Here is a 15,293-nt window from a genome sequence, read left to right on the forward strand (position 1 = left end):
GCGGCAGCGATTCATTCTCGTTAACGAATGCGCTCTTGTTGCAAGAGCACAATGAAGCTGTTGTTTATGATCGATTCCTACGGGCTGTCCTATGAGGGTAGCGTCTGAGCATCGATGATAGGAACAGGAATTTGGGTGGTACCACGTGAGCTAAGCTCTCGTCCCATAGTGGATGAGGGCTTTTTTTGATGTTTAAATGGTTGTATTGATAAGGAGGCGAGCTTTCATGACGAAGGCAAACAAGACGTTTTATATTACGACACCGATTTATTATCCGAGTGATAAGCTGCATATCGGGCACGCTTATACGACTGTAGCGGCAGATGCGATGTCACGCTATAAGCGCTTGCGTGGTTACGATGTACGATTTTTGACAGGTACAGACGAGCATGGGCAAAAAATTGAGCGCAAAGCGGAAGAAGCGGGCAAAACGCCACAGCAATTCGTCGATGATATCGTAACAGGAATTAAAGAATTGTGGAGCAAGATGGACATTTCGTATGACGATTTCATTCGCACGACGGAAGAGCGCCACAAAAAAGTGGTCGAAGACATTTTCGATCGCCTTGTGCAGCAAGGTGATATTTACAAAGGAGCGTACGAAGGCTGGTACTGTACGCCTTGTGAATCGTTCTTTACAGAGCGTCAGCTCGAAAACGGCAACTGCCCAGACTGCGGACGTTCTGTGGAATTGGTGAAGGAAGAGAGCTACTTCTTCCGGATGAGCAAATACGCGGATAGATTGCTTGCTTACTATGAAGCGAATCCAGAATTTATTCAGCCAGAGTCACGCAAAAATGAGATGATTAACAATTTCATTAAGCCAGGGCTTGAAGATTTGGCAGTCTCACGTACATCATTTAGCTGGGGCGTCAAAGTAAAAGGCGATCCGAAGCACGTCGTGTATGTGTGGATTGACGCATTGTCCAACTACATCACTGCTCTTGGTTACGGTACGGACAATCCGGAGCTGTATGAGCGTTTTTGGCCAGCTGATGTTCACTTGGTCGGTAAGGAAATTATTCGTTTCCACACGATTTACTGGCCGATTATGCTGATGGCACTCGATCTTCCGCTGCCGAAAAAAGTGTTCGGTCACGGCTGGTTGCTGATGAAGGATGGCAAAATGTCGAAATCAAAAGGCAACGTTGTCGATCCGGTTACGCTGATCGATCGTTACGGCTTGGATGCGCTCCGTTACTACTTGCTGCGTGAAGTGCCGTTCGGTTCTGATGGCACGTTTACACCAGAGAGCTTCGTAGAGCGTATTAACTTCGATTTGGCTAACGATTTGGGCAATTTGTTGAACCGTACGGTCGCGATGATTGAAAAGTATTTCGATGGCGTCATCCCTACCTACAAGGGTCAGGTGACGGCATTTGACGGCGAGCTGCAAAGCTTTGCTGCGCAAACGGTTGAAAAAGCTGAGGAAGCGATGGAGAAGATGGAGTTCTCGGTTGCGCTGACAGCGATTTGGCAATTTATTAGCCGTACGAACAAATATATTGACGAAACTCAGCCATGGGCATTGGCAAAAGATGAGTCAAAACGTGATGAGCTTGCATCTGCGATGACACATTTAGCGGAAAGCTTGCGTATTGCTTCAATCTTGTTGCAGCCATTTATGACACGCACACCAGGTGAAGTGTGGGCTCAGCTCGGCATTTCAGCTGGCGACGTGACGGCATGGGAGAGTGTGCGTACGTTCGGCATCTTGCCGGAAGGTACGAAGGTTGTTAAATCAGCGCCTATTTTCCCGCGTCTTGATGTGGAAATTGAAGTAGCAGCAATCGCGGAAGCGATGAATGGCGGAGCATCTGCTACAGCTGACAAGGCAGATTCTAGCGCGACTAGTGGGGCGAAAGCGGCTGCTGCGTCGCCTACGGCGGGCACGACGGCAGAAGCAGCGAGTGCGCCTGCTGATAGCAAGCCTGAAATCGCGATTGACGATTTCGCTAAAGTGGAGCTGCGTGTGGCGCAAGTTAAGCACGCTGAACCAGTGCCTAAGGCGGATAAGCTATTGCGCCTAGAGTTGGATCTTGGCTATGAGCAGCGCCAAGTGGTTTCCGGCATCGCACAATATTACACGCCGGAGGAACTTATCGGCCGCAAAGTGATTTGTGTGACGAACTTGAAGCCAGTTAAGCTGCGCGGTGTTATGTCGCAAGGCATGATTTTGGCTGCATCCCAAGATGGGCAGCTTACGGTTGCTACTGTTCCGGACAGCATGCCGAACGGGGCAGTTGTAAAATAAATAAGTTGACCGCTACATTGCGCCGTACTCGTACTTGTACAAATACAATTGAATGGTACAAAGTTTGTAGTAGGTTACACACCTGTAGGTGGACGGAAAATCGTCTGTCTACAGGTGTTTTTTTATGAATCATCGAAATTGCACACTATATTTAACATTGACAAGTCATTAAGGCGTGCCTATAATCTTAATAGTAATCGTTACGATAGTAATATTTACGAACAAGATATAGTATACACACAAATATGAATCGAGACAGAAGAGAGGTACGAACAAGTTGAATCTAACGAAGAAGATGAACAACACAGCGAACAACAGTCGCTTTATGCGGACAAATATATGGAGGCTTGGCTTTGTAGCTGTCCTAAGTAGCTTATTACTTGTTGCAGCTGGCTGTAGCGACCGTACACAGCCTTCATTAGTAGAAGGTAAAGTGAATGTAGTGACTAGCTTTTATCCGATTTATTTTATGGTAAATGAGATCGGTGGCGAGCAGGTTAATGCGATCAATCTGATCCCTGCTGGCGTAGAGCCACATGATTGGACGCCTAAAAGTATCGATCTCCACAACGCGTCCAATGCTCAACTGCTGCTCGTAAATGGAGCGGGCTTCGAAGGTTGGCTGCCCGATTTTAAAAAAGGCTTGGACCCTAACTCTAAAGTGAAGCTAGAAGAAGTTAGCAAAGGTATTACGCTTATTACGGCCGAGGGCGACGCCCACAGTCACGAGCATGAGCATGCGCACGAAAATGAACCTGGACATGCAGAGGAAAGTGCGAAAGATGAGCACCATGCCGAGACGGAGCATAGCCATGAGCACGGTGATTTTGACCCACATACATGGGTAAGCCCTAAGTCGGCACTCGTTATGGCGGACAACGTGAAGAATGCACTTATTTCTGTGGACAGTGCCAATAAAGTGACGTACGAACAGCGCTACGAACAGCTTCGCAAAAAAATCGAAGCGGTGGACAACAAATATGAAGCGGCTCTTAAAAATGTGAAACATCGTGATATCGTCGTGTCCCACCATGCGTTTGGCTATTTAACACATGACTATGGCTTGAATCAACATGCCATTATGGGAATTACGCCTGATGCTGAACCGCGCGCACAAGATATATTACGTTTGTCCAAGCTCGTACAGGAAAAAGGATTGAAATACGTCTTTTTTGAAGAGCTTGTTTCTGACCAGTTAGCGAAGACGCTGGCAAGTGAAGCCAATGTTGATATTTTAGTGCTGAACCCACTGGAAGGCTTAACGGAACAGCAGCAGCAAGCTGGTGACAACTATTTGAAGTTAATGGAACGGAATTTGCAAAATCTCGTTCAAGCGCTACAATAAGAAGGACAGAAGTATGGAACGAGGAAGCGAGAGATGTAATATGACTATAAACGAGGCTTGCCACGGAAAAGTGATTGAGCTCGATCAGGTAGCCTTCGGTTATGAAGATCAGTTTGTGTTCAAAGACGTAAACTTTACGATTCATGAACGGGATTTTGTTGGTGTCATCGGCTCCAATGGCGCTGGCAAGACGACGCTATTGCGTTTGATGGTCGGCCTACTCAAGCCGACAGCAGGGCAAATTAAGCTGTTCGGCACCCCGATTCAGCGATTTAAAGATTGGAACCGAATCGGCTACGTACCGCAAAAGAACAGCTTTAACCCGCTGTTTCCTGCTACGGTGCAGGAAGTCGTTAAATCGGGCATGTACAATCGCGGCCGTTTGTTCCGCCGTATCACACGTCAAGAGCAGGAGCAATGCCAAGACGCCATGCGTGTCATGCGGATCGAAGATTTAGCAGACAAGCGCATCGGTCAGTTGTCAGGTGGCCAGCAGCAGCGTGTGTTCTTAGCACGTGCTATGGTTAACAAGCCGGAGCTGCTCATATTGGACGAGCCTACTGTTGGCATTGACGCTGAAACTCAGCGTGATTTCTTCAATCTATTGCAGCATTTGCATGAGCATCATCATATGACGTTTATTATGGTTTCGCACGATTTAGACTTAGTCAATTCATGGCTCGGCAGTGAGCCAGTTGGACATTGTGGGAAATTGAATTTTTATGTGAAGCACTCGCATGAAATCGAGTGTGCACAGGCGGACTTGACGCACGGCGTGCTCCAATCATGAGCAGCGCCGTGTTGCTATTGCAGCCGTGCTGCCTGAAATGAATTAAAGGGGACGTTATAGTTGTTAGACATTATTCAGTCACAATTTTTTCAACGGGCGCTCATCGGGGGGTTACTTATCGGTGTCACAGGTCCGTTAATGGGCATGTTTCTCGTGCTGAGACGACTTTCGATGATCGGTGACACGTTGGCGCACGTGACGATAGCGGGCGTTGCGCTCGGCTTTTTGCTTGGCGTATATCCGCTAGCAATGGGTGTGCTGTTTGCTTTGCTAGGAGCGGTTGCGATTGAGAAGCTGCGCAAAGCGTACAAAACGTATGCGGAGCTGTCTATCGCCGTCATTATGTCGGGCGGTGTGGCGCTTGCATCGTTGTTTTTTACATTAGGCATGAGCTTTAACGCGAACGTAAACAACTATTTATTCGGCAGCATTTATACGCTGAATAGTATGGATCTCATTGTCGTTGGCGGGGTTACCCTGATCGTAATCGGCTTTATGATCGTTTTTTTCAAAGAGATGTTTCTGCTGACGTTTGACGAAGATGCTGCGGCTGTCAACGGTTTGCCTGTGCGCTGGCTCAACTTAGCTTTGACCGTATTAACAGCGCTTGTCATTAGTGCAGCCATTAAAATCGTTGGTGCGCTGCTCGTATCGGCGTTGCTGACGATACCCGTTGCTACGAGTCTGTTAATAGCACGAGGGTTTAAACAAGCCGTTGTGCTGTCTGTCCTTGTGGCCGAGCTTGCGGTTGTGATCGGACTTGTGATGGCGGGTGTATGGAACTTAGCACCTGGAGCGACGATTGTTCTCTTATTGATTGGTATGTTAATATTAACATTGGCTGTTCGTCGCGGTGTAAAAGTATAACGATAGCATACACATCATAAGGGAGGTGCGATTCACGTGACGGATATAACGGTTTGGATCGCGTTTTGGGCAGGAGTCGTATCATTTATTTCACCTTGCTGTTTGCCACTGTATCCGACATACTTATCCATTATCACGGGTATGTCGGTCAACCAGCTTAAGCAGGATCAAGGCAAACGAGAAGTGAGAATGAAAATGCTCGCGCACACGTTCTTTTTTGTGCTAGGCATTAGCTTCGTCTTTTTTACGCTTGGATTAAGCGCTACTTTGCTAGGTTCCTATCTTGCACAGTATCGAGATGTGATTCGACAAATTTCCGCTGTATTTATTATTGTCATGGGCTTGTTCATTATCGGAATTTTCCGACCGGACATTTTGATGAAAGAACGTAAATTAGAAGTTGGACGCAAAGGTGGTTTTGCGGGTACCTTCTTGCTGGGAGTTGGATTTTCAGCAGGCTGGACACCTTGTATTGGACCGATCTTAGGAGCCATTATTACTTTATCTGCTTCCCAACCTAGCATGGGCATGACACTTACTTCGGCCTATTCGCTCGGCTTTGCAATACCCTTTTTCATTTTAACGTTTTTCATTGGATCTGCACGGTGGTTATTAAAATATTCGAACATGATGATGAAAATTGGTGGCGTTATCATGATTATTATGGGTATTTTGCTGATGACAGACAAACTAACCATTCTTAACAATTGGTTGCTCAATATGACGCCAGAATGGCTCATTAATCTTACATAAGCTTGAAAGACCGAGCATGAAGCGGACAACGCATAAGCGTCTGTATTGTCCACTGTGCGCGGTCTTTCTTTTTTAAGTGAAATATAAAATACGCCCTGTCGGAAAATACGTATAAATACGTTCTGAAATAAAGGTTTTCAATTGATTGGCCTGCTCATCCGGATATACATACTTGCCTTGACCCCAGCGACCCCATTTATATTTTCGTTCTTCTTCATTCATTTCGAGTTTCGATTTTGGATATCGTTTTTCAATGACGGATTTTGCTGTTTTCGTGTACCGGTGTTGAATCAGTTCAAACGATACATCCCATTTTGCCTCCTCTGGCAGTGCGGCAGCTAATTTTTTTAATAAGGTGTCATATCCATCTTCCCAACCATCGTACCAGTAAATTGGCGCAATAATAAAGCCGAGCGGGTAACCTGCTTTAGCAATCTTGGCTGCGGCTTCAATTCGTTCTTCGAAATGCGAAGTGCCAGGCTCAAAATGCTTGATCACATAGTCCGCATTCACACTAAATCGCACATCGGTGCGTCGATTATGGGTTAAGGAAAGCAAAGGCTCCACATGATGATATTTCGTGACGAAACGGAGCCGTGCAAATTCCTCCCCAGCCATTCTGCTAATGAGGTCTGACAAGTTTCCAGTGATATGTTCGATGCTAAGCGGATCGGAAGTGCAAGAAGCTTCAAAGCGGGTTAGTTCAGGTTTTCTTTCTTCGATGTACCGCTTCGCAGCATCCCAAATTTCGTCCGTATTTACATAGACCCGAATGTATGGCTTTGCACCGAGTGTCGTTTGCAAATAACAATAGTGACAATGCCCAATGCAACCTGTACCGATCGGAATTGCATATTCAGCAGACGGCTTGGATTGGTCGAATTTCAACGTTTTACGAACACCGACGACTAAAGTACGCTTTGCAATTCGATATTGTTGCAGTTCGGTGTCCCCGGGAAAGTTCATAATTCGATTGTGTGATGTCGTCAGCTGGTATTCGATTCCTTCGGCTTGTACCCATTTAAGAATGTGCTGCCCCTTCGGATATTCAAGTGCGGCAGGCTCAAAGTATACGAGTTCGGGCACGAATTGTGGTGTGCTGCGCGGTACTCGCTTGTTGGTGTCATTTGTACCAAGATTCACCGTAGTGGACATGTCGAATCCTCCTTTCCTTGCTTGATTAGTGTTTACCATGTGAGAGCAATTGCTTCTGTTAGTTATCGTACAGGAAACCAGCAATTTGCATCTAAGGTTGAACTTATGCTCGAAACCATGTAAACTATAAAAGGCCTACATGACATGATAGGTTTAAAGTGGTAATGAAATGAGGGAACATGATGCCAACACCAAGCATGGAAGATTATTTGGAGCGCATCTACAAACTCATCGACGAGAAAGGCTACGCACGCGTGTCTGATATTGCGGAAGGACTGGAAGTACATCCATCTTCCGTTACCAAGATGATTCAGAAGCTCGATAAGGACGAATATTTGATTTATGAAAAATATCGTGGTCTCGTTCTGACGAGCAAGGGCAAGAAGATTGGGAAACGCTTGGTCGACCGACATCAGCTGTTAGAACATTTCTTGACGATGATTGGTGTGCAAGAAGAGCATATTTACAAAGATGTTGAAGGTATTGAGCATCATCTAAGCTGGGATTCAATTACGTGTATCGAAACGTTAGTGGAATATTTCCGCCGCGAGCCCGAACGGATTGAGCAATTACGCAGTTTGCGTGGCGAATTAGATAAAGAATCATAAAACAACTGTTTCCAGCGAAACAGTTGTTTTATTTTTTGCGTCTAATGATATAGGAACTGCTTACACGGCATTAAATGATGGTACATAGGGTGTTTATCCAAAATGTTGCATACGCAATTGTACGTAGTCGCAAGCCAAGCAAGGCCTAATATGATTTATGGGAGAGGTAGCACAATGAAAAAAGCAAAACAAATGCTGCTGAGCACTTTGGCAGCGATAATGCTGAGCGGATGTTTACCTGCATCTGCGCCCGTCAATGCGGCGCCAGCGTCAGACATTAAGGTATTTGTCAATGAACGTCAATTGAAGACAGACGTTGCTCCTTACTTAGTGCCTGTAAAAAATGTAACGATGATGCCATTCAGAGCCGTTGGGGAAGCGGTAGGTGCTGAAGTATCGTGGTTGCAAGCAGAGAAGCAGGTTGTCTTCAACAAAGACGGACAATCGATCCGACTTACGCTTGGGCAAAGTGAAGCCGAGGTGAACGGACAACATGTTGCTCTAGATTCAGGTGCGCAAATGCGCAACGGCAGAACGATGGTACCGCTGCGGTTTATCGGCGAGAGCATTGGGCTGAACGTGCAGTGGGACGGGAGCAGCCGTTCCGTAATGTTGGCGTCAACGGACGCCACTGGAAACTCTGGAAATTCTGGAAACGGCAACACAGGCAGTACTGGGAACGGTAATACAGGCAGTACCGGGAACGGTAATACAGGCGGAGGGGCAGAGAATCAACAGCACGCTCAGCAGCTCCGTGGCACATGGGTTTCGACGGTATACAACATTGATTGGCCGCACGATCCAAAGAAGAATGGATTTAACGCGGAGCAGCAGAAACAGCAATATATCGAGATGCTCGATACATTGAAGGAGAGCGGTCTGAACGCGGTATTTGTCCAAGTTAGACCGACAGCGGATGCTTTTTACAAATCAGAAATGTTGCCGTGGTCCGAGTGGTTGACAGGAAAGCAAGGTCAAGACCCCGGATATGACCCGTTAGCGTTTATGATTGAGGAAACCCATAAGCGTGGCATGCAGTTCCATGCGTGGTTTAACCCATATCGGGTGAGTGTACATAGTCAAGTCGAGAAACTAACTGCCGATCATCCGGCACGACTTAATCCGAGTTGGGTTGTGAAGCATAACGGTAAGCTGCTGTTTAATCCTGGAGTGCCAGCGGCAAGAACATTTATTAAAGATTCTATTATGGAAGTTGTCCGCAATTATAATATTGATGGCGTTCATTTTGACGATTATTTTTACCCGTACGGCGAGGATAAAGAGCCTTTCCGCGACGATGAAACGTACAACACGTACAATAATGGATTTAAGTCGAAAGCCGATTGGCGCCGCAACAATGTGAATCTGTTTGTGCAGCAAATGAATCGCGAAATCAAAGCGATTAAGCCAAATGTTTCGTTTGGGATTAGCCCATTCGGGGTATGGCGCAATTCAACGTTAGATCCAACAGGTTCCAATACGAAGGCAGGACTAAGTAGCTACGATAACTTGTATGCGGATGTGCGTACTTGGATCCGGAACGGATGGATAGATTATGTAGCGCCGCAGGTATACTGGCATATCGGTCACCGCCTTGCTTCTTACGATACGCTCGTCGATTGGTGGGTAAAGGAAACGGCTGGAACGAATGTGAAATTGTACATTGGTCACGCCGCATACAAGCTAGCTGATGCTAAAGAGAAAGATTGGAAGAGTGCGGATGTATTGCTGGATCAATTGGATTACAACAAGCAGTACGGCACGGTGACAGGGAGTATTTTCTTTAGTGCTAAAAATCTTATACAAAACACGAAAAATGTAGCCGATGAACTGGAAAAGCACTACTCACGCGAGTCCGCTTCACAAACGCAATAATCGGATATCATCTTAACTTTACTAAATGGTCATTGAACATATCCCTTTTTACCGCTGCATACATAACAGTAAGTGTGCAGCGGCAAGGGGGAGGTTCCCAGTTGAATGTAAACGGAGTTTTTGAAGGCGGCGGGGTCAGGGGAATATCGTTAGTCGGTGCGATTAAAGCAGCGGAATTGAACGGAATCACGTTTCAAAATGTTGCAGGCACGTCGTCTGGAGCTATTGTTGCAGCACTATTAGCGGCTGGATATACAGCAGAAGATATGAAACAATTAATATTAGCGATGCCGTTTCATTCTTTTATGCAGCGATCCCCCATTTTTAGTACGAAATGGATCGGACCTGCTGCACGTCTGTTATTGAAAAAAGGGCTATATGCTGGAGAACGGCTTGAGCACTGGATACATAAATTGCTCGCTGCCAAAGGAATCCGCACATTCGGTGATTTAAAAAAGAATCAATTGCGTATTATCGCATCTGATATTACGAACGGTAGGTTGCTCGTACTGCCAGATGATATTAAGCAATACGGCATTGAACCGCAACACTTTACGGTTAGCAAAGCTGTACGTATGAGTACGAGCATTCCGTATTTTTTCGATCCCGTCATTATTCGCTATTCTGTGAAGACACCGCAAGGTCGCAGCAAATCGTTTCAACGACAACTTGCTTACATCGTCGATGGCGGACTGCTAAGTAATTTTCCGCTCTGGTTGTTCGACGAGATTAGAGATCCGGCAACTCGTCGTCTCGTGCCTACGATCGGCTTCCAGTTGGTCGGTCAAAAGGAAGGGCAGCCGCATCGGATTTACGGTCTGTTCTCGATGCTACAGGCGATGTTCGAGACGATGATGTCTGCGCACGATGAACGATACATTGGGCAGCATAATCGCTTTCGTACGATAAAGATTCCAACGCTAGGCACGTCGATGACCGATTTCGATATCACTTCTGCTCAAAGCATGGCGTTGTATGCGTCTGGCTTAGAGGCTGGTGAGCATTTTTTTAGCGAGTGGGATTACGGTTATTATGAGAAGCTGCATGCACAGTTTTGCAATAAAAAATGCAAGTGAACGAAAAAACGAGCACCCATCCACTATGTCAAATAGGGAGGTGCTCGTTTTTTATTTTGATTTGTTCGAAGTCTGATTGTCTGGGTCAGCCTTCGAATGTTTAGGTTTGTAGCCGTCGATCACGCGTAGTGTGGCTGTGGAACGTCGACGTTCCATCTTTTTGCCCGGAAGCGATTTCGCTTTCGCTTCTGTACGGGCTGATTTTTTAATGTTGGGCGTTCCCGTTTTGCGGCGGGGGCCAAATTTGTAAAGTGCAACGATAACGCCGATAACGAGCAACGGAACGATTAACGATGTTGGGTTTTGCGTGATAGTACTTACAATGCCGATGCCGACAAACGTAAACAGAACGAACAACAACCAGCGAGGGATTTTAGTCATATGCGTCATCCCTTTCCTATACATGAATACGTCACATTAAGAGGCTTTAGCTGTCGCAATCTCCTGATCTAGCTCACGCATGCGATTAAAGGATGCAATCGAAACTTCAACTTGGTCGTCTGTAGGTTCCTTTGTAGTCAACTTTTGCAGCCACAGCCCTGGATAACCGAGATAGCGCAGCACTGCGAATTCTCGCACCGCATTCGTCACACGCAGCGTCTCATAGGATACGCCTAGCACGACTGGAATGAGAACGATACGAGACAATACGCGATCCCACATATTATCGTAAGGAACAAAGGAATAAATAATAACACCTACGATGACGGAAAATACCATAAAGCTACTGCCGCAACGGTAATGCAGCGTATTATACTTTTGCACATTCGCAACGGTCAGCTCTTCGCCATGCTCGTAAGCCGTTATTACCTTATGTTCTGCCCCGTGGTACTGAAACAGTCGTTTAATCGTCGGCGTCTGAGAAATAAGCCATAAATAGCCTAACAAGAACACGATTTTAATAACGCCTTCAATCATCGTATGAATAACTTGATTCTCAAATGCTTCCCCGAACAAGAACTCTTCGATAATAACAGGCACTGCCGTGAAAATCACTTTACTAAATATGAACGATAAAATACCGACCACGGCTACCCCTAACACCATCGTTAAATCCCACGTCGAGTTTTTCTTTTTTTCAGGTGCAGCAGGGGCCGCGTCTTCTTCTTCGTCTTCCGCAAACTTTTCAAACGAATAGTTCAAATGCTGCGAGCCCTTGGCACTCGCTTCCACGATGCCGACAATTCCACGAATAAACGGAATTTTTTTCAAGGCGGTTAACCATGCTTTCTCTTGGCGTGGAACCTCATAAAACGTAATCTCATTATTTTTTCGGCGAACTGCCGTGACATTCACATGACGACCGGCAAACATAACGCCTTCGATCACGGCCTGTCCTCCATAGACGGCTTTTTGTTCCTTTTGAGACAATCGATTCACCATCCTCAGTAATTGAAACGCTTATTAATCGCAATTTTATGTAACCATTGTATCGAATTTCAAGATTTATTTCCACATCACGATTGTAATCTCCATGAACAGATTGGCACATACTAAATCGTAATTAGCAAACGCGCAAAAAGGGGCAAAGTTACATGAATGAGAATCAAACACGTACAGCCAAAAAAAATCGGCGCACAAATCCATTTTTGTTCGCGGTGCAGTTAGGTTTTTTTGCAGGTCTAATATGGGGTGGGCTAAGGTGGTTTGTGTATGTTTATCATTTTACGGCAGTTACTCCTGCTCTTTTAGTAGAGCCTTTTTATAAGCATAGTTATTTGGAAACGACCCAAGGGCAATTGTTAGGGTGGATTGCATTTATTTTATTTTCCATTGCAGCTTCCCTATTATATACGATCTTCTTTAAAAAGGTGCCTGGGCCTTGGCTTGGAATTGGGTACGGGGCATTGTGGTGGGCAGTGTTATACGTTTGGGTTGGGCCAATGATGTATCTAGTGCCGCCTGTACATAAGACAACGTGGAATACGATCTACACAGAAGTTTGTATTATGGTCTTGTGGGGACTATTTATTGGCTACACCGTGGCGATGGAATTTACGGATGAGCGCTTGCGAGAGCCCGGTGAAAAGGAGTCGATGCAAGCCAAACAGCAAGAAAGTAAAGCTGCAACACAAGAACATGAGGGAGAGACAGGGGAGGGGCAAGGTGATACGCATCTAGCAGAGGCAGAGCAGCAGCCATCGACCTAACACCTAAAGTCACAGCTACGCGAACAGTCTTAGCACGTCACAATCCGTTTGTTTGTCATCGTTTTGATACAAAAACGCGTGAACATCGTCAACGATGCTTCTCAATTGCTCCCCTGTATGTTAAAATACGTGAGGATTCGTTAACGCTCGACAGGTGGGGTGAATATGGCAAGTTATCTCGTATTGAACGGACCGAACTTAAATATGCTCGGCATTAGAGAGCCTGGTGTGTATGGCAGTGTATCGCTTGCAAGCATCGAAGCGAGATTACACGAACTGGCGTCCGAGTGGAACGTCACGCTGGAATGCTTTCAGAGCAACCATGAAGGTGAACTTATTGATCGCATTCATGCTGCTTATGGTGTTCATAGCGGGATCCTCATTAATCCGGGGGCATTGACACACTACAGCTATGCATTGCGCGATGCTTTAAGTGCGGTTTCCATTCCGACAGTCGAAGTTCACCTGTCTAACATACATAAGCGCGAGTCGTTCCGTCACGTCTCCGTTACGGCACCGATTGTGATCGGTCAAGTAGCTGGTTTCGGACCGCTCAGCTATGAACTTGGCATGCAGGCACTGCATGCTCATGTAAGAGACAATGCGGAAGTGAGCCGTTCATAACGCGAACGACAATGAGATGCGAAGATGACGTGATGTTTAGGAGATGATGAGATGAGCAATCATCGGATAATTCGATTAAGACAAGCGATGGAAGCGCGTGGCCTAGAAGCACTATTTGTGGCAAGTAAGGTTAATCGCCGTTATTTGACGGGCTTTACAGGTTCATCCGGGTATGTCCTTATTACGTTAGACAGAGCTGTTCTGTTGACCGATTTCAGATACATGTCGCAAGCTAATGAGCAAGCGCAAGGGTTTGACGTTATCGAGCATGCTGTTACGATGACGGATACGTTGAAGCAGCTACTTGCCGAGATTCGTGTGAACCGACTCGGATTCGAGCAAGAACATGTTGCGTATGGAACATTTGCTGCTTACAATAAAGAGCTGCAGCCTGTAGAGCTAGTACCGGTCAGCGGACTGGTTGAAGAGCTGCGCATGATTAAAGATGAAGCAGAACTTGCGATTATGCGTGAAGCCGCACAATTGGCGGACCAAACGTTCAGCCATATTTTGAACTTCCTGAAGCCTGGTGTGAGTGAGCAGGATATCAATTTGGAAATGGAATTTTTCATGCGTAAAAATGGCGCAACTTCCAGCTCCTTTGATACGATTGTCGCATCTGGTGAACGTTCTGCGCTGCCTCATGGGGTAGCCAGCGAGCGTATTATCCAAGGCAACGAATTTATTAAATTGGATTTCGGTGCTTATTATCAAGGCTATTGTTCCGATCTGACTCGCACGGTGGTGCTTGGCAAGCCGACAGATAAGCACATTGAAATTTACAATATTGTGCTGGAAGCACAGCTTTATGCGCTGGAACATATCCGTTCAGGAATGACAGGCCGTGAAGCTGATTCTTTGGCACGAGACATTATTAAACGTTATGGCTACGGAGACAACTTTGGGCACAGCCTTGGCCACGGCCTTGGTATGGAGATCCATGAGTACCCTAGATTGGCTCAAGCTGGCGAAACGGTGTTAACGCCTGGTATGACCGTAACCGTAGAGCCGGGCATTTACGTGCCTGGATTCGGCGGTGTACGTATTGAAGACGATATCGTGATTACGGCAAACGGGATTGAAATACTAACACAATCGACGAAACAACTGCTTGTATTAGACATGTAAGCTGTTTAAGCTGAACGTCTTACGAGGTTGCATTGCATGTAGGAGGGAATTAATAGTGATTTCAGTAAACGATTTTAAAACAGGCTTGACAATTTTGGTGGACACAGACATTTTCACAGTCGTTGACTTCCAGCACGTTAAACCAGGTAAAGGTGCGGCGTTTGTACGTTCCAAGTTGAAAAACTTGCGTAACGGTAACACCGTTGAAAGAACATTCCGTGCAGGTGAGAACCTTGCTCGTGCGCAAATCGACAACCGTACTGTGCAATATTTGTACAACAGCGGTGAAGAGTATACGTTCATGGACAATGAATCGTATGATCAGTTTGATTTGTCCAAAGACCAATTGGAATGGGAAATCAACTTCTTGAAAGACAACATGGTCGTTAACATTGTTAGTTATCAAGGCGAAATCCTTGGTATTAACTTGCCGAACAACGTTGAGTTGAAAGTCGTTGAAACTGAGCCTGGTATCAAAGGTAACACGGCTACTGGTGCAACGAAAACAGCAGTCATGGAAACAGGCTTGAACGTTCAAGTTCCACTTTTCATTAACCAAGATGATGTGTTGCTTATCGATACACGCGAAGGCAACTATATTTCTCGTGCATAATACAACTGTTCCGCCACAAGCGGCGCAACTCCGGAGTCTTTTAGGCTTCGGAGTT

At 46.0% G+C, this 15,293-nt stretch carries 15 protein-coding genes; 12 read left to right on the forward strand and 3 right to left on the reverse strand.

Annotated elements, in window-relative coordinates; genetic code table 11:
- Nucleotides 1-226: 226 nt before the first annotated feature.
- The 5 genes from metG (at nt 227) to KIK04_RS19770 (ending at nt 6,009) form a co-directional block, all read left to right on the forward strand.
- Nucleotides 227-2,254 carry a methionine--tRNA ligase gene (metG, locus tag KIK04_RS19750; protein WP_232275295.1) on the forward strand — a complete coding sequence of 676 codons (2,028 nt, stop codon included), beginning with the start codon at nt 227-229 and terminating at the stop codon, nt 2,252-2,254.
- A 295-nt stretch (nt 2,255-2,549) separates the two neighbouring features.
- Nucleotides 2,550-3,599 carry a metal ABC transporter solute-binding protein, Zn/Mn family gene (locus KIK04_RS19755; protein WP_442951109.1) on the forward strand — a complete coding sequence of 350 codons (1,050 nt, stop codon included), beginning with the start codon at nt 2,550-2,552 and terminating at the stop codon, nt 3,597-3,599.
- A 40-nt stretch (nt 3,600-3,639) separates the two neighbouring features.
- A complete protein-coding gene (locus KIK04_RS19760) occupies nt 3,640-4,389 on the forward strand; it encodes a metal ABC transporter ATP-binding protein (protein WP_232275296.1) in 750 nt (249 codons plus the stop codon).
- A gap of 60 nt (nt 4,390-4,449) precedes the next feature.
- On the forward strand, nt 4,450-5,256 hold the full coding sequence (locus tag KIK04_RS19765; RefSeq protein ID WP_232275297.1) for a metal ABC transporter permease: 807 nt from the start codon (nt 4,450-4,452) through the stop codon (nt 5,254-5,256).
- Between the two features lie 36 nt (nt 5,257-5,292).
- Nucleotides 5,293-6,009: a cytochrome c biogenesis CcdA family protein gene (locus KIK04_RS19770; protein WP_232275298.1), complete on the forward strand. Its 717-nt coding sequence runs from the start codon at nt 5,293-5,295 to the stop codon at nt 6,007-6,009.
- Between the two features lie 72 nt (nt 6,010-6,081).
- Here the strand turns inward: KIK04_RS19770 and splB are convergent, their stop codons facing one another.
- Nucleotides 6,082-7,164, reverse strand: a complete 1,083-nt coding sequence (gene splB, locus KIK04_RS19775; RefSeq protein WP_232275299.1) for a spore photoproduct lyase — start codon at nt 7,162-7,164, stop codon at nt 6,082-6,084.
- A 182-nt stretch (nt 7,165-7,346) separates the two neighbouring features.
- Between splB and mntR the strand changes: the two genes are divergently transcribed.
- The 3 genes from mntR to KIK04_RS19790 all read left to right on the forward strand — a co-directional run bounded on the left by mntR (nt 7,347) and on the right by KIK04_RS19790 (nt 10,723).
- A complete protein-coding gene (gene mntR / locus KIK04_RS19780) occupies nt 7,347-7,772 on the forward strand; it encodes a transcriptional regulator MntR (protein WP_232278827.1) in 426 nt (141 codons plus the stop codon).
- A gap of 174 nt (nt 7,773-7,946) precedes the next feature.
- Nucleotides 7,947-9,647 (forward strand): family 10 glycosylhydrolase, encoded by a 1,701-nt coding sequence (locus KIK04_RS19785; RefSeq protein ID WP_232275300.1) that lies wholly within the window; start codon nt 7,947-7,949, stop codon nt 9,645-9,647.
- Nucleotides 9,648-9,748: 101 nt separating this feature from the next.
- Entirely contained in the window at nt 9,749-10,723 is a 975-nt protein-coding gene (locus KIK04_RS19790; RefSeq protein ID WP_232275301.1) for a patatin-like phospholipase family protein, read from the forward strand.
- A gap of 51 nt (nt 10,724-10,774) precedes the next feature.
- Here KIK04_RS19790 and KIK04_RS19795 read toward each other — a convergent pair whose 3' ends face one another.
- Nucleotides 10,775-11,104 (reverse strand): hypothetical protein, encoded by a 330-nt coding sequence (locus KIK04_RS19795; RefSeq protein WP_232275302.1) that lies wholly within the window; start codon nt 11,102-11,104, stop codon nt 10,775-10,777.
- A gap of 36 nt (nt 11,105-11,140) precedes the next feature.
- The gene (locus KIK04_RS19800) at nt 11,141-12,094 is read right to left on the reverse strand and encodes a DUF1385 domain-containing protein (RefSeq protein ID WP_232275303.1); all 954 of its coding nucleotides are present in this window, start codon (nt 12,092-12,094) and stop codon (nt 11,141-11,143) included.
- A 164-nt stretch (nt 12,095-12,258) separates the two neighbouring features.
- Between KIK04_RS19800 and KIK04_RS19805 the strand changes: the two genes are divergently transcribed.
- The 4 genes from KIK04_RS19805 (at nt 12,259) to efp (ending at nt 15,238) form a co-directional block, all read left to right on the forward strand.
- Nucleotides 12,259-12,873: a YqhR family membrane protein gene (locus KIK04_RS19805; RefSeq protein WP_232275304.1), complete on the forward strand. Its 615-nt coding sequence runs from the start codon at nt 12,259-12,261 to the stop codon at nt 12,871-12,873.
- Between the two features lie 165 nt (nt 12,874-13,038).
- Nucleotides 13,039-13,497, forward strand: a complete 459-nt coding sequence (aroQ, locus tag KIK04_RS19810; protein WP_232275305.1) for a type II 3-dehydroquinate dehydratase — start codon at nt 13,039-13,041, stop codon at nt 13,495-13,497.
- Nucleotides 13,498-13,548: 51 nt separating this feature from the next.
- Nucleotides 13,549-14,625 carry a M24 family metallopeptidase gene (locus KIK04_RS19815; RefSeq protein WP_232275306.1) on the forward strand — a complete coding sequence of 359 codons (1,077 nt, stop codon included), beginning with the start codon at nt 13,549-13,551 and terminating at the stop codon, nt 14,623-14,625.
- 55 nt (nt 14,626-14,680) lie between these two features.
- Nucleotides 14,681-15,238, forward strand: coding sequence for an elongation factor P (gene efp / locus KIK04_RS19820; RefSeq protein WP_232275307.1), 558 nt, complete (start codon nt 14,681-14,683; stop codon nt 15,236-15,238).
- Nucleotides 15,239-15,293: the final 55 nt, after the last annotated feature.

It is taken from the genome of Paenibacillus sp. 481 (genome assembly GCF_021223605.1).
GTDB lineage: Bacteria > Bacillota > Bacilli > Paenibacillales > Paenibacillaceae > Paenibacillus_B.